This is a genomic window from Klebsiella sp. DY2415, assembly GCF_026314315.1.
GTDB classification, from domain to species: domain Bacteria; phylum Pseudomonadota; class Gammaproteobacteria; order Enterobacterales; family Enterobacteriaceae; genus Klebsiella; species Klebsiella ornithinolytica.
On the sequence record NZ_CP111115.1, the window covers coordinates 1,570,291 to 1,591,957 of the forward strand.

General features: G+C 59.6%; 20 protein-coding genes. 18 read left to right on the forward strand and 2 right to left on the reverse strand.

The window, feature by feature from the left end:
• The first annotated feature begins 8 nt into the window (after positions 1 to 8).
• The 5 genes from nuoJ (at position 9) to nuoN (ending at position 5,933) form a co-directional block, all read left to right on the forward strand.
• Positions 9 to 563, forward strand: a complete 555-nt coding sequence (gene nuoJ / locus OQV00_RS07455; protein WP_015583796.1) for an NADH-quinone oxidoreductase subunit J — start codon at positions 9 to 11, stop codon at positions 561 to 563.
• On the forward strand, positions 560 to 862 hold the full coding sequence (gene nuoK, locus OQV00_RS07460) for an NADH-quinone oxidoreductase subunit NuoK (protein WP_004865088.1): 303 nt from the start codon (positions 560 to 562) through the stop codon (positions 860 to 862). The genes nuoJ and nuoK overlap by 4 nt, the downstream gene beginning before the upstream one ends.
• Positions 859 to 2,700: an NADH-quinone oxidoreductase subunit L gene (gene nuoL / locus OQV00_RS07465; RefSeq protein WP_015583797.1), complete on the forward strand. Its 1,842-nt coding sequence runs from the start codon at positions 859 to 861 to the stop codon at positions 2,698 to 2,700. The genes nuoK and nuoL overlap by 4 nt, the downstream gene beginning before the upstream one ends.
• 239 nt (positions 2,701 to 2,939) lie before the next feature.
• Positions 2,940 to 4,469: an NADH-quinone oxidoreductase subunit M gene (gene nuoM / locus OQV00_RS07470; RefSeq protein ID WP_015583798.1), complete on the forward strand. Its 1,530-nt coding sequence runs from the start codon at positions 2,940 to 2,942 to the stop codon at positions 4,467 to 4,469.
• 6 nt (positions 4,470 to 4,475) lie between these two features.
• Positions 4,476 to 5,933 carry an NADH-quinone oxidoreductase subunit NuoN gene (nuoN, locus tag OQV00_RS07475; RefSeq protein ID WP_015583799.1) on the forward strand — a complete coding sequence of 486 codons (1,458 nt, stop codon included), beginning with the start codon at positions 4,476 to 4,478 and terminating at the stop codon, positions 5,931 to 5,933.
• Positions 5,934 to 6,042: 109 nt separating this feature from the next.
• On the opposite strand, the gene rnz is transcribed toward nuoN, so the two are convergent.
• Positions 6,043 to 6,963 (reverse strand): ribonuclease Z, encoded by a 921-nt coding sequence (rnz, locus tag OQV00_RS07480; protein WP_015583800.1) that lies wholly within the window; start codon positions 6,961 to 6,963, stop codon positions 6,043 to 6,045.
• Positions 6,964 to 7,017: 54 nt separating this feature from the next.
• On the opposite strand from rnz, the gene OQV00_RS07485 reads away from it, so the two are divergent.
• The 7 genes from OQV00_RS07485 (at position 7,018) to menE (ending at position 14,647) form a co-directional block, all read left to right on the forward strand.
• Complete coding sequence (locus OQV00_RS07485; RefSeq protein ID WP_015583801.1) at positions 7,018 to 7,479, forward strand: GNAT family N-acetyltransferase; 462 nt, start codon at positions 7,018 to 7,020, stop codon at positions 7,477 to 7,479.
• A 160-nt stretch (positions 7,480 to 7,639) separates the two neighbouring features.
• Positions 7,640 to 8,935 (forward strand): isochorismate synthase MenF, encoded by a 1,296-nt coding sequence (gene menF / locus OQV00_RS07490; RefSeq protein WP_032717988.1) that lies wholly within the window; start codon positions 7,640 to 7,642, stop codon positions 8,933 to 8,935.
• A gap of 76 nt (positions 8,936 to 9,011) precedes the next feature.
• Positions 9,012 to 10,682 (forward strand): 2-succinyl-5-enolpyruvyl-6-hydroxy-3-cyclohexene-1-carboxylic-acid synthase, encoded by a 1,671-nt coding sequence (menD, locus tag OQV00_RS07495; protein ID WP_064359090.1) that lies wholly within the window; start codon positions 9,012 to 9,014, stop codon positions 10,680 to 10,682.
• Positions 10,679 to 11,437, forward strand: coding sequence for a 2-succinyl-6-hydroxy-2,4-cyclohexadiene-1-carboxylate synthase (gene menH, locus OQV00_RS07500; protein ID WP_048023224.1), 759 nt, complete (start codon positions 10,679 to 10,681; stop codon positions 11,435 to 11,437). The genes menD and menH overlap by 4 nt, the downstream gene beginning before the upstream one ends.
• Before the next feature lie 14 nt (positions 11,438 to 11,451).
• Positions 11,452 to 12,309: a 1,4-dihydroxy-2-naphthoyl-CoA synthase gene (menB, locus tag OQV00_RS07505; protein WP_032686654.1), complete on the forward strand. Its 858-nt coding sequence runs from the start codon at positions 11,452 to 11,454 to the stop codon at positions 12,307 to 12,309.
• Positions 12,309 to 13,274 (forward strand): o-succinylbenzoate synthase, encoded by a 966-nt coding sequence (menC, locus tag OQV00_RS07510; RefSeq protein ID WP_048756673.1) that lies wholly within the window; start codon positions 12,309 to 12,311, stop codon positions 13,272 to 13,274. Before menB ends, menC begins: the two co-directional genes overlap by 1 nt.
• On the forward strand, positions 13,271 to 14,647 hold the full coding sequence (menE, locus tag OQV00_RS07515; RefSeq protein WP_266280100.1) for an o-succinylbenzoate--CoA ligase: 1,377 nt from the start codon (positions 13,271 to 13,273) through the stop codon (positions 14,645 to 14,647). The genes menC and menE overlap by 4 nt, the downstream gene beginning before the upstream one ends.
• Positions 14,648 to 14,679: 32 nt before the next feature.
• Here the strand turns inward: menE and nudI are convergent, their stop codons facing one another.
• Positions 14,680 to 15,105, reverse strand: coding sequence for a nucleoside triphosphatase NudI (gene nudI, locus OQV00_RS07520; RefSeq protein ID WP_015583808.1), 426 nt, complete (start codon positions 15,103 to 15,105; stop codon positions 14,680 to 14,682).
• Positions 15,106 to 15,334: 229 nt separating this feature from the next.
• Between nudI and OQV00_RS07525 the strand changes: the two genes are divergently transcribed.
• From OQV00_RS07525 to yfaU, 6 genes are all read left to right on the forward strand, one after another.
• Entirely contained in the window at positions 15,335 to 15,877 is a 543-nt protein-coding gene (locus tag OQV00_RS07525) for a YfaZ family outer membrane protein (RefSeq protein ID WP_266280102.1), read from the forward strand.
• 103 nt (positions 15,878 to 15,980) lie between these two features.
• Positions 15,981 to 17,177 carry a nicotinamide mononucleotide deamidase-related protein YfaY gene (locus OQV00_RS07530; protein ID WP_015583810.1) on the forward strand — a complete coding sequence of 399 codons (1,197 nt, stop codon included), beginning with the start codon at positions 15,981 to 15,983 and terminating at the stop codon, positions 17,175 to 17,177.
• A gap of 204 nt (positions 17,178 to 17,381) precedes the next feature.
• The gene (locus OQV00_RS07535; RefSeq protein ID WP_015583811.1) at positions 17,382 to 18,164 is read left to right on the forward strand and encodes an IclR family transcriptional regulator; all 783 of its coding nucleotides are present in this window, start codon (positions 17,382 to 17,384) and stop codon (positions 18,162 to 18,164) included.
• Between the two features lie 13 nt (positions 18,165 to 18,177).
• Positions 18,178 to 19,383 carry an L-rhamnonate dehydratase gene (rhmD, locus tag OQV00_RS07540; protein WP_015583812.1) on the forward strand — a complete coding sequence of 402 codons (1,206 nt, stop codon included), beginning with the start codon at positions 18,178 to 18,180 and terminating at the stop codon, positions 19,381 to 19,383.
• A 52-nt stretch (positions 19,384 to 19,435) separates the two neighbouring features.
• Positions 19,436 to 20,725 (forward strand): MFS transporter, encoded by a 1,290-nt coding sequence (locus OQV00_RS07545; protein ID WP_015583813.1) that lies wholly within the window; start codon positions 19,436 to 19,438, stop codon positions 20,723 to 20,725.
• A 14-nt stretch (positions 20,726 to 20,739) separates the two neighbouring features.
• Positions 20,740 to 21,543: a 2-keto-3-deoxy-L-rhamnonate aldolase gene (gene yfaU, locus OQV00_RS07550; RefSeq protein ID WP_015583814.1), complete on the forward strand. Its 804-nt coding sequence runs from the start codon at positions 20,740 to 20,742 to the stop codon at positions 21,541 to 21,543.
• The last annotated feature ends 124 nt before the right edge of the window (positions 21,544 to 21,667 follow it).

Sequence of the window (21,667 nt, forward strand, 5' to 3'; positions counted from 1 at the left end):
AGAGGGCAATGGAATTCGCTTTTTATATCTGTGGCCTCATCGCCATCCTCGCAACCCTGCGGGTGATCACCCACACCAATCCGGTGCATGCGCTGCTGTACCTGATTATTTCGCTGTTGGCGATTGCTGGGGTGTTCTTCTCGCTGGGCGCCTACTTCGCCGGGGCGCTGGAAATCATCGTCTACGCCGGGGCCATCATGGTGCTGTTCGTCTTCGTGGTGATGATGCTCAACCTGGGCGGCAGCGAAATCGAGCAGGAGCGCAAGTGGCTGCAGCCGGGGATCTGGATTGGCCCGGCTATCCTGTCCGCGGTACTGCTGGTGGTTATCGTGTATGCCATCCTCGGTCTTAACGATCAGGGCATTGAAGGCAACGCGATAAGCGCGAAAGAGGTCGGTATTACGCTGTTTGGGCCGTATGTACTGGCGGTGGAGCTGGCCTCCATGCTGCTGCTGGCCGGTCTGGTTGTTGCCTTCCACATTGGCCGCGAAGAGCGCGCCGGTGAAGTGCTGAGCAACCGTCAGGGCGATAGCGACAAAAGAAAAACGGAGGAACACGCATGATTCCCTTAACACATGGGCTGATCCTCGCCGCGATCCTGTTTGTGCTCGGCCTGACGGGTCTGGTTATCCGCCGCAATCTGTTGTTTATGCTGATTAGCCTGGAAATCATGATCAACGCCGCGGCGCTGGCTTTCGTGGTGGCAGGCAGCTACTGGGGTCAGACCGACGGTCAGATAATGTATATCCTCGCCATCAGCCTTGCGGCTGCGGAAGCGAGTATCGGCCTGGCGCTGTTGCTGCAGCTCCATCGTCGCCGCCAGAACCTGAACATCGATTCAGTAAGTGAGTTGCGTGGATGAACATGCTTGCCTTAACCATTCTTCTGCCATTGATTGGCTTTGTTCTGCTCTCGTTCTCCCGTGGCCGCTGGTCGGAAAACCTCTCCGCCACCGTGGGAATGGGGTCAGTCGGCCTGGCGGCGCTGGTGACCGCGTTTGTCGGCGTCGACTTCTTCGCTAACGGCAAACAGGCGGTCAGCGTACCGCTGTGGACCTGGATGTCGGTGGGTGATTTCAACATCGGTTTTAACCTGGTGCTGGACGGTCTCTCGCTGACCATGCTTTCCGTGGTGACCGGCGTTGGCTTCCTGATCCACATGTTCGCCTCCTGGTATATGCGCGGGGAAGAGGGATACTCCCGCTTTTTCGCCTACACCAACCTGTTTATCGCGAGCATGGTGGTGCTGGTACTGGCCGATAACCTGCTGCTGATGTACCTCGGCTGGGAAGGCGTGGGCCTGTGCTCCTATCTGCTGATCGGTTTCTACTATACCGATCCGAAGAACGGTGCCGCCGCAATGAAAGCCTTCGTGGTGACCCGTGTCGGTGACGTCTTCCTCGCGTTCGCACTGTTCATTCTCTACAACGAGCTGGGCACCCTGAACTTCCGCGAAATGGTCGAACTGGCGCCTGCGCACTTTGAAGCCGGCAATAATATGTTGTGGTGGGCAACCCTGATGCTGCTGGGCGGTGCGGTCGGTAAATCGGCACAGCTGCCGTTGCAGACCTGGCTTGCGGACGCTATGGCCGGCCCGACGCCGGTTTCTGCCCTGATCCACGCCGCCACCATGGTTACCGCGGGCGTTTACCTGATTGCCCGTACCCATGGCCTGTTCCTGATGACCCCGGAAATTCTCCATCTGGTCGGTATCGTCGGAGCGGTGACGCTGGTGCTGGCAGGCTTTGCCGCGCTGGTTCAGACGGACATCAAACGCGTACTCGCTTACTCCACTATGAGCCAGATTGGCTACATGTTCCTGGCGCTGGGCGTCCAGGCATGGGATGCGGCGATTTTCCACCTGATGACCCACGCGTTCTTTAAAGCGCTGCTGTTCCTCTCGTCCGGCTCGGTCATTCTGGCCTGCCACCACGAGCAGAACATCTTCAAAATGGGCGGCCTGCGTAAGTCGATTCCGCTGGTGTATGTCTGCTTCCTGGTGGGGGGCGCGGCGCTGTCCGCACTGCCGCTCATCACCGCAGGCTTCTTCAGTAAGGACGAAATCCTCGCCGGCGCGATGGCGAATGGTCATATCAACCTGATGGTTGCGGGTCTGGTCGGCGCATTTATGACCTCGCTCTACACCTTCCGGATGATCTTCATCGTCTTCCACGGCAAAGAGCAAATCCATGCGCACGCAGGGAAGGGGATTACCCACCACCTGCCGCTGATTGTGCTGCTGATTCTGTCGACCTTCGTTGGCGCGCTGATTGTTCCGCCGCTGCAGGGCGTACTGCCGCAGACAACCGAACTTGAGCACGGCCGTGTGATGACGCTGGAGATTGCCTCCGGGATTATCGCCATTGCCGGTATTCTGATCGCCGCCTGGCTGTGGCTGGGTAAACGCACGCTGGTGACCTCTGTCGCCAACAGCGCGCCGGGCCGTCTGCTGGGTACCTGGTGGTACAACGCATGGGGCTTCGACTGGTTGTACGACAAAGTGTTCGTGAAACCATTCCTCGGCATCGCCTGGCTGCTGAAGAGCGATCCGCTGAACGCCATGATGAACATTCCGGCCATCCTCTCCCGCTTTGCAGGTAAAGGCCTGCTGCTAAGCGAGAACGGTTATCTACGCTGGTATGTGGCGTCAATGAGCATCGGCGCGGTTGTCGTGCTGGCGTTGCTGATGGTATTGCGTTGAGTTTGTTGGCTGGGTGAGCGATTGCCTGCTTATCCGGCCGACAAACCCTAAAAGAATTTTAGAATTCGTTGAAAATCTGTTCCTGAGGTACAGGCGTCATCGGCGAAGTCAGACCGGAGACCGCCAGCGCAGAGCAACCGCAGCGTACTAAAGTACGTGAGGAGTGCGAGCACTGCCGGAATTCGGGCTGACGAGCGAGATAGCCTGAGCAGGAGTAAATATAAGGGACATACTCAGCTATGTTATTACCCTGGTTAATACTCATCCCCTTTATCGGCGGGTTTCTGTGCTGGCAGACTGAACGCTTTGGCGTGAAGATGCCGCGCTGGATTGCGCTGATTACCATGGGACTGACGCTGGTGCTCTCCCTGCAGCTGTGGCTACAGGGCGGTTATTCGCTGACGCAATCCGCGGGTATTCCGCAGTGGCAGTCAGAATTCGTGATGCCGTGGATCCCACGCTTCGGTATTAGCATTCATCTGGCTATCGACGGTCTGTCGCTGCTGATGGTGGTGCTGACCGGTCTGCTCGGCGTGCTGGCCGTGCTCTGTTCGTGGCGCGAAATCGAAAAATACCAGGGCTTCTTCCACCTCAACCTGATGTGGATCCTGGGCGGCGTTATCGGCGTGTTCCTTGCCATCGACATGTTCCTGTTCTTCTTCTTCTGGGAAATGATGCTGGTGCCGATGTACTTCCTGATCGCGCTGTGGGGCCATAAGGCTTCCGACGGTAAAACGCGTATCACGGCGGCAACCAAGTTCTTCATCTATACCCAGGCGAGCGGCCTGGTGATGCTGATTGCCATCCTGGCGCTGGCCTTCGTTCACTTTAACGCGACCGGCGTGTGGACCTTCAACTATGAAGACCTGCTGAAAACCCCGATGTCCCATGGCGTCGAATACATGCTGATGCTCGGCTTCTTCATCGCCTTTGCGGTGAAAATGCCGGTGGTTCCGCTGCACGGCTGGCTGCCGGATGCCCACTCTCAGGCACCGACCGCTGGTTCCGTTGACCTCGCCGGTATTTTGCTGAAAACGGCGGCCTACGGTCTGCTGCGTTTTGCGCTGCCGCTGTTCCCGAATGCCTCCGCCGAGTTTGCTCCCATCGCCATGTGGCTGGGCGTTATCGGTATCTTCTACGGCGCGTGGATGGCTTTCTGCCAGTACGATATCAAACGCCTGATTGCTTACACCTCCGTTTCCCACATGGGCTTCGTGCTGATTGCTATCTACACCGGCAGCCAGCTGGCGTACCAGGGGGCGGTGATTCAGATGATTGCCCACGGTCTGTCCGCGGCGGGCCTGTTTATTCTGTGCGGCCAGCTGTATGAACGCCTGCACACCCGCGATATGCGTCTGATGGGCGGTCTGTGGAGCAAAATTAAGTGGCTGCCGGCGCTGTCGATGTTCTTCGCCGTGGCAACGCTGGGGATGCCGGGTACCGGTAACTTCGTCGGCGAATTCATGATTTTGTTCGGCAGCTACAAAGTGGTGCCGGTGATTACCGTGATCTCCACCTTTGGACTGGTCTTCGCTTCCGTCTACTCGCTCTCAATGCTGCATCGCGCGTACTTCGGTAAAGCGAAGAGCGAGATCGCGGCGCAGGAGATGCGGGGAATGTCTCTGCGTGAACTGTCGATTGTTCTGCTGTTGGTGGTTCTGCTGGTGCTGCTGGGCTTCTTCCCTCAGCCGATTCTGGACACCTCACACGCTGCGATGAGCAACATTCAGCAGTGGTTTGTTAATTCCGTTTCTACTACAAGGCCGTAATTCGCCATGACAATAACTCCACAACAACTGATCGCACTGCTACCGCTGCTGATCGTCGGCTTGACGGTGGTGGTTGTGATGCTCTCCATTGCGTGGCGACGCAATCATTTCCTTAATGCCACGCTGTCGGTTCTTGGTCTGAACGCTGCGCTGATCTCACTCTGGTTCGTGGGTCAGAACGGCGCGATGGACGTGACGCCGCTGATTCGCGTTGACGGCTACGCCATGCTCTATACCGGGCTGGTGCTGCTGGCAAGCCTGGCCACCTGTACCTTCGCGTACCCGTGGCTTGAGGGATACAAGGACAACAAAGAAGAGTTCTACCTGCTGGTGCTTATCGCCGCGCTGGGTGGCATTCTGCTGGCGGGCGCCAACCATCTGGCGGCGCTGTTCCTCGGTATCGAATTGATTTCGCTGCCGCTGTTCGGCCTTATCGGTTATGCCTTCCGCCAGAAGCGTTCGCTGGAAGCGAGTATTAAATACACCATTTTGTCTGCCGCAGCCTCTTCATTCCTGCTGTTCGGTATGGCGCTGGTCTATGCGAACTCGGGCAACCTGTCCTTCCTGGCGCTGGGTAAAAGCCTGGCTGATAACACCCTGCACGAACCGCTGCTGCTGGCGGGTCTGGGCCTGATGATCGTCGGCCTCGGCTTTAAGCTGTCTCTGGTTCCGTTCCACCTGTGGACGCCGGACGTTTACCAGGGCGCGCCGGCGCCGGTATCAACCTTCCTGGCAACCGCCAGCAAGATTGCTATCTTCGGCGTGGTGATGCGTCTGTTCCTGTACATGCCGGTGGGCAACAGCGAAGCGGTACGCGTGGTGCTGGGCCTGATTGCCTTTGCCTCTATCATCTTCGGTAACCTGATGGCGCTGAGTCAGACCAATATTAAACGTCTGCTCGGCTACTCCTCCATCTCGCATCTTGGCTATCTGCTGGTGGCGCTGATTGCCCTGCAGAGCGGTGAAATGTCGATGGAAGCCGTGGGTGTCTATCTGGCCGGCTATCTGTTCAGCAGCCTCGGCGCGTTCGGCGTAGTGAGCCTGATGTCCAGCCCATACCGTGGTCCGGATGCCGACTCGCTGTACTCCTATCGTGGCCTGTTCTGGCATCGTCCGATTCTGTCGGCGGTCATGACGGTGATGATGCTGTCGCTGGCGGGTATCCCGATGACGCTGGGCTTTATCGGTAAATTCTACGTGCTGGCCGTCGGTGTACATGCGCACCTGTGGTGGCTGGTTGCCGCTGTGGTGATCGGTTCGGCGATTGGTCTGTACTACTATCTGCGCGTGGCGGTGAGTCTGTACCTGAGCGCGCCGGATAAACTGAATCGCGATGCGCCGTCGAACTGGCAGTACAGCGCCGGCGGTATCGTGGTGCTGATCTCCGCGCTGCTGGTCCTCGTGCTTGGCGTGTGGCCGCAGCCGCTGATTAGCATTGTGCAGCTGGCAACACCGCTGATGTAATCGCCAGGGCCGGGGTTAACACTACCGGTCCTGTCACTCTGCCTGCCCGTTGTGATACGGGCAGGCATTTTTTTTGCCGCCTTTCGCTGTTTTCTCCCCTCCAGATCGACTAGCTCAGGCTGTACACCATAAAGTCTTCGGCCAGCAGCGTCCGGGGAAAAACGTCCCGACACTCCGCCAGCAGGCGCAGACAGCCTTCAGCGTCATAGCGCGAACTAAAATGGGTCGCGATAAACATGCTGACGCCGGCATCGCGGGCCAGCGCCGCTGCCTGCTGACTCGACGAATGACCGCGGCTATTGGCTTTTTCCGCCATCGCCTGCTCCAGCGTCGTTTCATGAACCATCAGGTCAACGCCGCGCGCCAGCTCAAGCGCCGTCTCGCAGGGGGCGGTATCGCCAAAAATCGCCAGCGTTTTGCCGGGCGTCGCCGGGCCGAGATAGTGCCGACCATCGATCTTCCGCCCGTCTTCCAGCTCCACCGTCTCCCCCTGTTTCAGACGTTGAAACAGCGGACCCGGGCGGACGCCGTCGGCAACCAGTCGCGCAGCATCGAGAGTGCCGGGGCGGGCATGCTCTTCGATACGATAGCCGTAGCATTCAACCGGATGATTCAGCGGATAAGCGCTGACCCGATAGCCCCCTTCATCAAAGACCAGGCCGGGCCCCACTTCCACTATGGTGAGCGGATAATCGGTCCATGAGCCGCTTAAGCGCAGCGCGGTTTCAACAAACTCCCTGAGTCCCGTCGGGCCGTACAGCGTCAGCGGCAGCGAGTTGCCCTGCATGGAGCGGCTGCACAGCAGGCCGGGAAGGCCGAATAGATGATCGCCGTGGAGGTGGGTAATAAAAATCTTATTCAGTTTTCCTGGGTGGTACGGGGTATGTAAAAACTGATGCTGGGTACCTTCTCCGCAGTCGAACAACCACATCTCCGCTGCCGTCGGCTGTTGCAAATTCAGCACGATAGACGTCATATTACGTGTACGGGTCGGCACGCCTGCGGATGTCCCCAAAAATGTCAATTCCATCGTCCAGTGTCCTCAGGGCGTGGGTGAAAAAACTCAAGTATACAGGAGCAGTCAATGATTACATGGCAGGATCTTCACCACGCAGAGCTGACCGTCCCGCAGCTGTACGCTTTGCTACAGCTGCGTTGCGCGGTATTTGTCGTCGAACAAACCTGCCCCTATCAGGATGTTGACGGTGATGACCTGATCGGTGAAAACCGCCATCTGCTCGGCTGGCGAGGGGATGAACTGGTGGCCTACGCGCGCATTTTGAAAAGCGACGATGATATTGAGCCGGTGGTGATTGGACGGGTCATTGTCAGCCCGGCGGTGCGCGGCGAAAAGCTGGGTTATCAGCTGATGGAGCGAGCGCTGGCCAGCTGTCGTCGTCACTGGCCGCACAAGGCCATTTATCTCGGCGCCCAGGCGCATCTGCAGCGTTTTTACGCCAGCTTCGGTTTTCAGCCGGTGACCGACATTTACGATGAGGACGGGATTGCGCATATCGGTATGGCCCGCGAGGCGGTCACCGGTTAAGCGCCGTTAGCGTAACCGCGTAAAGGCTCAATACTTTTTCCCCTCAGCCTGCTCCGGCTGGCGGCAGCCACCTGCGGAAAGTCCGCTCCCTCATTATGGGTACTGCAATTTCACGCCAGTACCCCGTATAATCTGTGGTTTTTATTCTCTGGAGGTTTGCGTGCTGTCTGTTTCCACTGCGCTGGAACGCTTACGTGACTGCCTGTCTGACGATTTTCCGCCGTCGTCCGGTACGCGAATTTTCGATATTCCTTTCCCTCTTCATGACGCTTTTGACCCTCTTCTGTGGTGCGGTCATCAAGCGCAGTGGCCACAGTTTTACTGGCTGCAGCGCAATGGCGATGAAGAGCTTGCCGCGCTTGGCGCGGTTAAAACCTTCCCGTCTTTGGCCGGGGCTCACGACTTCTTGCAGCGTCAGGGGTTGGCTGATTTACGTATTTGTGGCCTGAATGCGTTTAATCCGCAGGAAGGGAGGCTCTTTCTGCCGCGGCTGGAGTGGCGTCGGGTCGGGGGAAAAGCCACTCTGCGTCTGCTGCTGAATAGCGAGACGTCACTGCGCGAAGATGCCATTGCGGCCCGGGCGTTTCTTCAGGCGCTAACGCCTGACCAGGCGCAGCCCGCCGCTCTGCCGCCGGTGCTCAGCGAACAACACTCCCCGGACTATCCGCAATGGCATGCGCTGATTGAACAGGCAACTCAGGCGATTGCCGCAGGGGAGATGGATAAAGTGGTGCTGGCGCGGGCCACGGATGTTCAGTTTGCGGCGCCGCCGGATCCGCTGGCCATCGTGGCCGCCAGCCGGCGCAGTAATCACCGCTGTTTTCATTTCATGATGGCCTTTAACGCGCAGCGGACATTCTTTGGTTCAACTCCGGAGCGGCTTTGGCGCCGGCGCGGGACGCTGCTGCGCACCGAAGCACTGGCCGGGACCGTTGCCAGCCATCCTGACGATCGCCAGGCGCAATTGTTGGCCGACTGGCTGATGAAAGATGATAAAAATCAGCGCGAGAATATGCTGGTGGTGGAGGATATCTGCCAGCGTATGCAGGATGAGGTCCGTTCGCTGGATGTCCTGCCGCCGCAGGTGGTGCGGCTGCGTAAAGTGCAGCATCTGCGCCGCTGCATCTGGGCTGAACTCTCTCAGCCTGACGATACCCGCTGCCTGCATCAGCTGCAGCCGACCGCCGCGGTCGCCGGATTACCGCGCCGGGCGGCGCTGGCATTTATTACCCGCCATGAACCTTTTACCCGGGAATGGTACGCCGGTTCCGCTGGCTACCTGTCGCTGGCGCAAAGCGAATTCTGCGTGGCCCTGCGTTCGGCGCAAGTCGAAAACGCCACGCTCAGGCTGTATGCCGGAGCCGGGATTGTCAGCGGCTCCGATCCTGAGCAGGAGTGGCAGGAGATAGAAAATAAGGCGGCGGGGCTGCGTTCCTTGTTATTGACAAAAACGTAGATAAACGATGCATATCAATACTCCATTGCTTTGTATTACCTATACTTAGCCTCAATATTTGATACCGGACAATTTCATGTCAGTAAGCGCATTTAACCGACGCTGGGCGGCGGTGATCCTCGAAGCATTAACTCGCCACGGCGTGCAGCATATTTGTATTGCGCCGGGTTCGCGCTCGACACCTCTTACGCTGGCAGCGGCGGAAAACCGCGCGTTTATTCCCCATACCCATTTCGATGAACGCGGTCTTGGCCATCTGGCGCTGGGGCTGGCAAAAGCCAGCCGGCAGCCGGTGGCGGTGATTGTCACGTCCGGAACGGCGACGGCTAACCTCTATCCGGCCTTAATTGAGGCGGGGCTGACCGGTGAAAAGCTGATACTGCTTACCGCCGATCGTCCCCCGGAGCTGATTGACTGCGGTGCGAACCAGGCGATCCGCCAGCCGGGCATGTTTGCTTCTCATCCCTCGCAGACGCTGTCGTTGCCGCGTCCGTCGCAGGATGTGCCCGCGCGCTGGCTGGTGTCGACGATTGACCAGGCGCTGGGCGCCCTGCATTCCGGCGGTATCCATATTAACTGTCCGTTCGCCGAGCCGCTGTACGGCGAGATGGATGACACCGGCGTGGAGTGGCAGCAGCAGCTCGGCGCGTGGTGGCAAAGCGATAAACCCTGGCTGCGTCAGTCCCTGCACCTGGAAAGCGAAAAGCAGCGCGACTGGTTTTTCTGGCGGCAAAAGCGGGGCGTGGTCGTCGCGGGCCGCATGAGCGCCGCCGAAGGTAAAAAAGTCGCCGAGTGGGCAAAAACGCTCGGCTGGCCGCTGATTGGTGACGTCCTTTCCCAGACCGGGCAGCCGCTGCCGTGCGCCGACCTGTGGCTGGCGAACGGCAAAGCGGTGAGCGAACTGCAGCAGGCGCAAATCGTTGTGCAGCTGGGCAGCAGCCTCACCGGTAAACGCGTACTGCAGTGGCAGGCCACCTGTGAACCGGAAGAGTACTGGGTCGTGGATAATCTCCCCGGCCGCCTCGACCCGGCTCATCACCGCGGTCGTCGGCTGGTCTGCCCGGTGGGACAGTGGCTGGATCTGCATCCGGCGGAAAGCCGCCAGCCGTGGGCGACGACGATCCCTGTGCTGTCGCGGCAGGCCTGGCAGGCGGCGGCCGACCGCAGCGAGGCATTTGGCGAAGCCCAGCTGGCTCACCGAATCCACCGCTATCTTCCGGATCAGGGGCAGCTGTTTGTCGGTAACAGCCTGGTGGTTCGGTTGATTGATGCCCTGGCGCAGCTTCCGGCGGGATACCCGGTTTATAGCAACCGCGGCGCCAGCGGTATTGATGGTCTGCTGGCGACGGCGGCAGGGGTTCAGCGCGCCAGCGCCCGCCCGACTCTGGCGATCGTCGGCGATCTCTCCGCGCTCTACGATCTGAACTCGCTGGCGTTGCTGCGTCAGGCCTCTGCGCCGCTGGTGCTGATCGTGGTCAACAACAACGGCGGGCAGATCTTCTCTTTGCTGCCGACGCCGCAGGATCAACGGCGCCAGTTTTATCTGATGCCGCAGGATGTCAATTTCGGCCATGCGGCGGCGATGTTTGGTCTTCATTATCACCGCCCGGGCACCTGGGAGGCTCTGGAAGCGGCGCTGGTCGGGGCCTGGCGTCTTCCTGGCGCCACGCTGATTGAGCTGGTGGTGAATGAGACGGAAGGCACCCATACTCTGCAACAGCTGCTGGCGCAGGTCAGCCGGTTATGAGTCTGCACGCCCGGTGCGAAAAGGGGCAGTCGGGCTATCCCTGGCTGGTCTTTTTACACGGTTTTTCCGGCGACAGCCGGGAGTGGCAAACGGTAGGCGCCGCGTTCAGCGCTTATCCGCAGCTGTATATCGATCTGCCGGGTCACGGTGGTTCGCGCGAGGTCAGGGTTGGTGGTTTCGCCGAGGTTAGCCTGCGGCTGGAGAAAACGCTGGCGCACTATCATGTTCGGGACTACTGGCTGATTGGCTATTCGCTGGGCGGGCGTATTGCGATGTTTTTTGCCAGCCAGCCGCGGCGCGGGCTGTGCGGGCTGGTCGTAGAGGGCGGCCATCCCGGTCTCCAGGATGCGCACCAACGCCGCCAGCGTGCTTGTAGCGATGCCGCCTGGGCGGAGCGTTTTCGTCGCGAGCCGCTGGCGCAGGTTTTTGCCGACTGGTACCAGCAGCCGGTTTTCGCCGGCTTAAGTACGGCGCAGCGGGAAGCGCTTGTGGCGCTGCGCAGCCACAACTGCGGCACCAGTCTTGCCGCGATGCTGGAGGCAACTTCCCTTGCCGTACAGCCCGACCTGCGTGCGCAACTCCGCGCCCGGCGCTACCCTTTTCATTATCTTTGCGGCGAGCGCGATGCGAAGTTTCGCGCCATTGCGCGCGACGTCGCCGCCACGACACATATTATTCATCATGCCGGGCATAACGCGCATCGGGAAAATCCCGCGGCGGTGGTGTCATGTCTGGCCCAGTTTTTAGCGAGTTAACCAAAGGACATTCTATGATCTCTCTTGATGAAGCAATGCTCTACGCCCCTGTGGAATGGCACGATTGCTCCGAAGGCTATACCGACATTCGTTACCAGAAGTCGACGGACGGGATTGCTAAAATCACCATTAACCGTCCGCAGGTGCGCAATGCGTTCCGCCCGCTGACCGTGAAAGAGATGATTCAGGCGCTGTCCGATGCCCGATATGACGATAATATCGGCGTCATTATCCTTACCGGCGAAGGCGACAAAGCATTCTGCGCCGGCGGCGACCAGAAGGTCCGCGGCGATTACGGCGGCTACCAGGATGATTCCGGCGTTCACCACCTGAACGTGCTCGATTTTCAGCGCCAGATCCGCACCTGTCCGAAGCCGATTGTGGCGATGGTGGCGGGATATTCCATCGGCGGCGGTCACGTTCTGCATATGATGTGCGATCTGACGATTGCCGCAGAAAATGCCATCTTCGGTCAGACCGGTCCGAAAGTCGGCTCATTTGACGGCGGCTGGGGCGCATCCTACATGGCGCGGATCGTCGGCCAGAAAAAAGCGCGCGAAATCTGGTTCCTGTGCCGTCAGTACGATGCGCAGCAGGCGCTGGACATGGGGCTGGTCAACACCGTCGTCCCGCTGGCGGATCTGGAAAAAGAGACCGTACGCTGGTGTCGCGAAATGCTGCAAAACAGTCCGATGGCGCTGCGCTGCCTGAAGGCGGCGCTGAATGCCGATTGCGATGGTCAGGCGGGGCTGCAGGAGCTGGCGGGGAACGCCACCATGCTGTTCTACATGACCGAAGAGGGGCAGGAAGGGCGTAACGCGTTCAACCAGAAACGTCAGCCGGACTTCAGCAAATTTAAACGGAATCCATAATGCGTCAGGCGCAGGTTTACCGCTGGCAGGTACCGATGGACGCGGGCGTGGTACTGCGTGAACGGCGGTTAAAAACTCGCGATGGGCTGTTCATCCACCTACAGGACGGTGAACGTCAGGGATGGGGTGAAATTGCGCCTCTGCCGGGCTTTAGCGTGGAAACGCTGGAGGAGGCGCAGTCCGCGCTGGTGGCGTGGTCGCTTGCCTGGCGGCAGGGCGAGAACCCGCCCGAGCCGTCTCTGCCTTCCGTGGCCTTCGGCGTCAGCTGTGCGCTGGCGGAGCTGAACGATGAACTGCCGCTGGAGGCGGAGTATCGCGCGGTGCCGCTGTGCACCGGCGACCCGGACGAACTGTTTGCCAGGCTGGCGGCACTGCCCGGTGAAAAGGTCGCGAAGGTCAAAATCGGGCTGTATGAAGCGGTGCGTGACGGCATGGTGGTTAACCTGCTGCTGGAAGCGATTCCCGACCTGCAGCTACGTCTGGACGCCAACCGCGCCTGGACGCCGCTCAAAGCGCAGCAGTTTGCGAAATATGTCCACCCGCAGTACCGCGACCGTATTGCCTTCCTTGAAGAACCGTGTAAAACCCGCGACGACTCACGGGCTTTTGCCCGGGAAACCGGCATCGCGATTGCCTGGGATGAAAGCCTGCGTGAGGCGGATTTTCGTTTTCAGGCAGAGCCGGGTTTGCGTGCGCTGGTGATCAAGCCGACGCTCACCGGTAGCCTGCGTAAAGTGCGGGAGCAGGTTGCCACGGCTCATGCGCTGGGGCTGACGGCGGTGATCAGCTCATCGATCGAATCAAGCCTTGGACTGACGCAGCTGGCGCGGATTGCCGCCTGGCTGACGCCGCAGACCCTTCCCGGCCTGGATACGCTGGCATTGATGCGCGCGCAGCTGATTCGCCCCTGGCCTGACAGCCCGTTACCCTGCCTGAGTCGTGATGAGCTGGAGCCGCTGCTGTGACCTTTAGCGACTGGCCATGGCGCCACTGGTGCCGGCTGCGTGGCGATGCGCCGGCGGTACGTCTGAACGACGTTATCCTGAGCTGGCGGCAGCTGTGCGCTGAGGTTAAGGCGCTGGCCGCGGGATTCCGCGCTCAAGGGGTCAACGAAGGGGAGGGCGTGCTGCTGCGGGCCTATAACCAGCCGTCGGCATTGCTGGCATGGCTGGCGCTGCTTCAGTGCGGCGCCCGGGTGCTTCCTCTGAATCCTCAGCTACCGCCTTCGCTGCTGGCGGCATTGTTACCCTCCCTCGATCTGCGTTATGCGCTGGTGCTGAACGGCGATCCGCTCGCCCTCGACTTTACGCCGCTGACGCTGCAACGGGCGGCGGGGGATTCGACGTTGCCCTGGCGCGAAGAACGTCTGGCGTCGATGACGCTCACCTCCGGTTCTACGGGGCTGCCGAAGGCCGCCGTGCACAGCTGTCGGGCGCATCTTGCCAGCGCTGAAGGCGTGCTGGCGATGATTCCGCTGGCGTCGGATGACGACTGGCTGCTGTCGCTGCCGCTGTTTCATGTTTCCGGCCAGGGCATTCTCTGGCGCTGGCTGCTGGCGGGGGCTCGCCTGACGGTAGGAGAAAGACAACCGCTGGAACAGGCGCTGCGAGGCTGTACGCATGCCTCGCTGGTGCCCACTCAGCTCTGGCGATTGCTCAATAGCGAGGCTGATGTGTCGTTGAAGGCGGTGCTGCTGGGCGGCGCGGCGATTCCCGTCGCGCTGACCGAACAGGCGCGCGCCCGGGGCATTCGCTGCTGGTGTGGCTATGGCCTGACGGAGTTCGCCTCGACGGTTTGTGGTAAAGAGGCGGATGGCGCGCCGGACGTCGGCCAGCCGCTGCCGGGGCGCGCGCTGAAAATTGTTGCCGGCGAAGTCTGGCTGCGGGCCGACAGCATGGCCGCTGGCTACTGGCGCGATGGCGGGGTGCAGCCGCTGGTCAACGAACAGGGCTGGTTTGCCACGCGCGATCGCGGCGAGATCAGGGAGGGCAAACTGACTCTGCTTGGGCGGATGGATAACCTCTTTTTCAGCGGAGGGGAAGGGATTCAGCCTGAAGAGGTGGAAAGAGTACTCCTGGCTCATCCGCAGATTCAGCAGGCGTTTATCGTGCCGTTAGACGATGCGGAGTTTGGCCAGCGTCCGGTGGCGGTGGTGGAGTGCGATGCGCAGTGCGATGTCGCCGCGCTGGCGGCCTGGGCACAGGATAAGCTGGCACGTTTTCAGCAGCCGGTACGCTGGGTGACGTTACCTGAGTCGCTGAAAACCGGCGGGATTAAAATCTCCCGCCGGGCATTACGTGACTGGGTTAATGCGTTGCCAGGCAGCCAGACCAGTTAACCGGGGTTGGCCTCGGCACGGTGCCGGGGCGCTCAGAGCAGGCCTTTCAGGGTTAATGTTTTGCGGGTCGCCACATTCAGATCGTAGCGGGGCAAATCTTCCGGTTTCACCCAGGCATACGCCTGAAACTCGTCGTTGAGGGTGATTTCGCGGTTGGCGCTAAGGCAATCAAAAATCAGGTAAATCATATAAATCTCTTCCTGACGGCCGTCGGCATAGGTTTTGACCCGAATATCATCGCTGAAGGTCCACGGCGTAATCTGCGTCAGCTGCAGCGCCTCGCCAAGCTCCTCAGCAACTTCCCGGCGTAGCGCCTCTTCAATGCGTTCGCCCGGTTCAACGCCGCCACCGGAAAGCGCCCACTGTCCGGGAAAAACGCCGCGATCGTCAGCCATTTTGCAGAGCAAATAGTGTCCCTCATTCTGAATCAGCGGGCAGACGATGGTCCTTTGGCGCATGGTGATCTCCTTGACTAAACGGTAGGGAAAAGATGTTGGAGCACCAGTTTGCGAGCCGTCTCGCTAAACCGCAAGCTGCATTGTCCGTATTTAGCCGACATTATCCGTAGCAACTGGTTACAATCACGAGAGTAAAGGTCGTTTTAGTGCATTGATTCCTCAGCGTTCGGCAGTACAATTCTGCGGTTTTTGGGACTTTTTTGATTCTTGTTTTCTGGATAGAGTAAAAATGAAAAAGAGCATTTTATTAGGTCTTGCCGGCATGATGTTCGTCTCTACGGCGGCCCATGCAATCAGCGTAACCGGGCAGGCTGGCGAGCACTACACCAACCTTGGCGTCGGTTTCGGGACTGAGTCATCTGGTCTGGCAGTGACCGGCAACTGGATGCACAGCGACAATGACGGCGACGCGGTGGGGTTAGGCCTTGGTCTGAATATTCCGCTGGGGCCGTTCCTCGCGACGGTTGGCGGCAAGGGCGTTTATACCAACCCGAAGAGCGGCGATGAAGGGTATGCGGCGGCCGTCGGCGGCGGCCTGCAGTGGAAAATTGGCGACAGCTTCCGTCTGTTCGGCGAATACTATTATTCCCCGGATTCTCTCTCCAGCGGCATTCAGAGCTATCAGGAAGCTAACGCCGGTGCGAGCTGGACGATTATGCGTCCTCTGAGCATCGAAGCCGGTTATCGCTATCTGAACCTCGAAGGGAAGGACGGCAACAAAGACAGCACGATTGCAGACGGTCCGTATCTCGGCGTCAGCGCCAGCTTCTAATCCCCCCAACGGCGCGAACGTTTCCCGCGCCGTATTCCTGTCTACTCCGCCTGCGCCTTGCGCTATAGTATTGCCACCTGGCAGGCAAGGAGTGAAGTGAATAATGATAAATGTGGAAATGCTGTCCACCGGCGATGAAGTGTTGCACGGGCAAATCGTCGATACCAATGCCGCGTGGCTGGCCGATTTCTTTTTCAATCAGGGATTACCGCTAACGCGCCGCAACACCGTGGGCGATGACCTTGACTCCCTGGTCACGGTGCTACGTGAGCGCAGTGAACAGGCGGATGTGCTGATCGTCAACGGTGGCCTGGGGCCAACCAGTGACGATCTGAGCGCGCTGGCCGCGGCGACCGCCAAGGGCGAAGGGCTGATTCTGCACGAAGAGTGGCTGGAAACGATGACCCGTTTCTTTGCCGAGCGCGGTCGCCCGATGGCCGCAAGTAACCGTAAGCAGGCGGAGATCCCCGCCAGCGCGGAGATGATCAACAATCCGGTGGGGACGGCCTGCGGTTTTGCCGTTCAGCTCAACCGCTGTCTGATGTTTTTCACCCCCGGCGTTCCGTCGGAATTCAAAATCATGGTCGAGCAGGAAATTTTACCCCGCTTGCGTGAGCGTTTCCCGCTCTCTGCCCCGCCGCTGTGTCTGCGTCTGACGACGTTTGGCCGTTCGGAAAGCGATCTGGCGCAAAGCCTCGATCCGCTGGCGCTGCCGCCGGGCGTCGTCATGGGCTACCGCTCTTCAATGCCGATTATTGAGCTGAAGCTCACCGGGCCGGCGGAGCAGCGCGAAGCGATGCTGGCGATATGGCCGGAAGTGAAAAAAGTGGCGGGAGAGAGCATGATTTTCGAGGGCACCGAAGGGCTGCCCGCGCAGATCGCGCGTTGTTTACAGGAGCGCCAGCTGAGTCTGACGCTGAGTGAACAGTTTACCGGCGGTTTGCTGGCGCTTCAGCTTTCGCGGGCAAATGCGCCGCTGCTGGCAAGTGAAATTGTCCCTTGCCAGGAGGAGTCGCTGGCGCAGTCCGCCCGCTGGGCCGCAGAACGGCGGGTCAATCATTTCGCCGGTCTGGCGCTGGCGGTGAGCGGCCAGGAAGCCGATCACCTGAATTTCGTCCTCTCTACGCCGGAAGGCACCCATGCGCTGCGGGTTAAATTCAGCGCCACGCGCTACAGCCTGGCAGTGCGTCAGGAAGTCTGTGCCATGATGGCGCTGAATATGCTGCGCCGTTGGTTGCACGGTCAGCCGGTCGCCGGTGAACACGGCTGGATTAACGTCGTCGAATCGCTCTCGGTTTAAACCAACCTCTGCGTCGGGAACCTCTCCCGACGCGCAATGAGTCTAACCTGTTGTACTTGCTTTTAAATATTCTGTGCGCCATCTCGCATTTTCCTCCCTCCGAATGTCCACCCGGCTGGAATAGCGTCGTCATTTGAAGTCGCTCACAATTTACCGCCCGGACAACCGCAACACTGATTCCAGTATTCAGGATTGGAGTCCAGCATGTTGGAATCAAGCAAAGTCCCGGCGCTGACCCGCGCCATCGACATTCTCAATTTAATCGCCCGTATCGGCCCCTGCAGCGCGGCGACCATTATTGACGAACTGGGTATTCCGAAAAGCACCGCCTATCTGCTGCTGGGAGAGCTGAGAAAACAGCGCTTCCTCAGCATGGATAATCAGGATAACTACTGCCTGTGGACCAAGCTGGTTGAGCTGGCCGGGCAGGCGCTGAGCAAAATGGATCTGCGCGAACTGGCGCGGCCGCGCCTGACGCAACTGATGGATCAGTGCGGTCTACTCTGCCACCTGGGCATTATCGACAGCGGCAACGCCTACTACATTCTGAAGATTGAATCCCCGGCGACCATCAGCGTGCGTTCGCACGAGGGTAAGAGCCTGTCGCTGTATCGTTCCGGTATTGGTAAATGCCTGCTGGCCTGGCAGCCCGAGCGGGTTCAGGAGTCGATTATCAGCGAGCTGCAGTGGGAGCGGGCGACGCCAACCACCATCACCAGCGCCCAGCAGCTTCGCGATGAGCTGGGGCGTATCCGCGCCCGCGGCTGGAGCTTCGATAACGGTGAAGATTATCCCGACGTTCGCTGCGTGGCCGCGCCGGTTTTTAACGCCAACAACGAGCTGACCGCCGCCATTTCCGTGGTGGGTACCCGTCTGCAAATCAATGAAGACAATCGCGATTACCTCGCCGGTAGGGCGATTGCCTGCGCTAAAGATATTTCCCGTCTGCTGGGGTGGAAGAGCCCCTTCGAACAACAGGCCTCATAATAAGGAGAAGATCATGACCCTACCGAAAATTAAACACGTCCGCGCCTGGTTTATCGGCGGAGCTACCGCAGAGAAAGGCGCTGGCGGCGGCGATTATCATGACCAGGGGGCAAACCACTGGATTGACGATCATATCGCCACGCCGATGAGCAAATATCCACAGTATGAACAGTCCCGTCAGTCGTTTGGCATCAACGTTCTCGGCACGCTGATTGTGGAAGTCGAAGCCGAAAACGGACAGACCGGCTTTGCGGTGTCGACCGCCGGTGAGATGGGCTGCTTTATCGTCGAAAAGCACCTGAGCCGCTTTATCGAAGGCAAGTGCGTCAGCGATATCAAACTGATCCATGACCAGATGCTCAACGCCACCCTGTACTACTCCGGCTCCGGCGGCCTGGTGATGAATACCCTCTCCTGTATCGACCTGGCGCTGTGGGATCTGTTTGGCAAAGTGGTTGGACTGCCGGTTTACAAACTGCTGGGTGGCGCGGTGCGCGATGAAATTCAGTTCTACGCCACCGGGGCACGTCCGGATCTGGCGAAAGAGATGGGCTTTATTGGCGGCAAAATGCCGACCCACTGGGGGCCGCACGATGGCGATGCGGGGATCCGCAAAGATGCCGCCATGGTGGCCGATATGCGTGAAAAATGCGGCCCGGACTTCTGGCTGATGCTGGATTGCTGGATGAGCCAGGACGTTAACTACGCCACTAAACTGGCCCACGCCTGCGCGCCCTATAACCTCAAGTGGATCGAAGAGTGCCTGCCGCCGCAGCAGTATGAAGGCTATCGCGAGCTTAAACGCAATGCGCCAGCCGGAATGATGGTCACCAGCGGCGAGCACCACGGCACGCTGCAATCCTTCCGCACGTTGTCGGAAACCGGCATCGATATTATGCAGCCTGACGTGGGCTGGTGCGGCGGCCTGACCACCCTGGTGGAGATTGCGGCGATCGCCAAATCGCGCGGCCAGCTGGTGGTTCCGCACGGCTCATCGGTCTATTCGCACCATGCGGTCATTACCTTTACCAACACGCCGTTCAGCGAGTTCCTGATGACCAGCCCGGACTGCTCAACGATGCGTCCGCAGTTTGATCCGATTCTGGTTGACGAGCCGGTACCTGTGAAAGGTCGCATTCATAAAACCGTGCTGGATAAACCGGGCTTCGGCGTCGAGCTGAACCGCGACTGCAACCTGAAACGCCCTTACAGCCACTGATCCCGTCGTGCCGCACCGCGCTGATGTGCGGCCCCATGTTGAGGATATTACGATGAGCAACACCTTGCTTGAGAGCGTGGTGAAGAAAAACCGCGCCCGTTTGATCCCCTTTATGCTGGCGCTGTATGTGCTGGCGTTTCTTGACCGCTCGAATATCGGCTTTGCCAAGGAGACCTACCAGCTGGATACCGGTCTCAGCAACGAAGCCTATGCGCTGGGGGCAGGGATTTTCTTTGTGGTGTATGCCTTTCTCGGGGTGCCGGCCAACCTGCTGATGCGCAAATTCGGCGCCAGAAAATGGATTGGCTGCACCACCTTGCTGTGGGGCATTCTTTCCGCGGCGATGGCATGGGCGGATACGGAAGCGAAATTTCTGCTGGTGCGCACTCTGCTTGGCGCCGCCGAAGCGGGCTTCTTCCCGGGGATGATCTACCTGACCTCTCAGTGGTTTCCCCAGCAGAACCGCGCCAGCATTATGGGGCTGTTTTATATGGGCGCGCCGCTGGCGCTGACCCTCGGTTCACCGCTATCCGGCGCCCTGCTGGAAATGCACGGTTTTATGGGACATCCCGGCTGGTTCTGGATGTTTATCATTGAAGGGCTGCTGGCCGTCGGCGCAGGATTCTTCACCTTCTTCTGGCTCGATGATACGCCGCAAAATGCGCGTTTCCTGACTTCTGTCGAAAAGCAGGCGTTAATTAGCGAGCTGGCCAGAGAAGAGCAGAAAAAGGTCACCTCGCGGTTGTCCGATGCGCTGCGCAACGGTCGCGTCTGGCAACTGGCCATTATCTACCTGACTATTCAGGTGGCGGTTTACGGTCTGATTTTCTTTCTGCCGACCCAGGTTGCCGCGCTGCTGGGCACCAAAGTCGGGTTCGTGGCCTCGGTGGTGACCGCCATCCCGTGGGTGGCGGCGCTGTTCGGGACCTGGCTGATTCCACGGTACTCCGATCGCACCGGCGAGCGGCGTAATATTGCGGCATTCACCCTGCTGGCGGCGGCCATTGGCATCGCGGTCTCCGGGCTGGTGTCGCCGGTGCTGGCCATTATCGCGCTGTGCGTCGCCGCCGTCGGCGTCATTGCCGTGCAGCCGGTCTTCTGGACCATGCCGACGCAGCTATTGTCCGGCACGGCGCTGGCCGCGGGCATTGGTTTCGTCAACCTGTTTGGCGCCATCGGTGGGTTTCTGGCCCCCATCATTCGGGTTCAGGCCGAAACGATGTTCGGCAATAATTCTGCCGGATTGTTGACGCTCGCCTGCGTGGCGATTGTCGGGGTGGTTATTATCTTTTCACTGCGCGTGAATCGCACGGTGCCACAGGCTGGCAGCGTACAGCATTAATGTAAGGGAGAACTATGAACGCAATTTTATCGAACCCATTTAAAGCGGGATTATTGCAAGGAGAAGCGCAGATTGGCCTGTGGCTGAGCTCGACCTCTTCGTATATGGCTGAGATTGCCGCCACCTCGGGTTACGACTGGCTGCTGATTGACGGCGAACATGCGCCCAATACCATCCAGGACCTTTATCATCAGCTGCAGGCCATCGCACCCTATGCCAGCCAGCCGGTGATTCGCCCGGTGGAGGGCAATCGCAGCCTGATTAAGCAGGTGCTGGATATTGGCGCCAGAACGCTGCTGATCCCGATGGTCGATACCGCCGAACAGGCGCGGGAGATAGTCTCGGCGACCCGCTATCCGCCGCTGGGCACCCGCGGCGTCGGGGCCGGGGTGGCGCGCGCCGCACGCTGGGGACGGGTGGAAAACTATATGGCGCTGGCCAACGATGAGCTGTGCCTGCTGATTCAGGTAGAGAGCAAAACCGCTCTCGACAACCTGGATGCCATCCTCGAAGTGGAGGGTATTGACGGCGTCTTTATCGGCCCGGCTGATTTATCGGCTTCGCTGGGCTACCCGGACAACGCCGGCCATCCGGAAGTGCAGCGCATCATTGAACAGAGTATCCGCCGCATTCGCGCGGCGGGGAAAGCCGCAGGTTTCCTCGCCGTTGACCCGGAAATGGCGCACAACGCGCTGGCGTGGGGGGCAAATTTTGTCGCCGTTGGCGTCGATACCAACCTCTATACCCGGGCGCTGGATACACGGCTGGCGATGTTCAGACCGGTCGCCGAACCGGCGGAAGGAAAGGGGAGCTATTAGTTAAGACTACTGACAAAACGCGCTCTTGAGAAATTGCCCGGTGGCGGCTGCGCCTTACCGGGCCTACGGGGTCTGCATGGGTATCAGGCTGGTAGTCAGCCGGGGCAATTTCCGTTCTGAATCC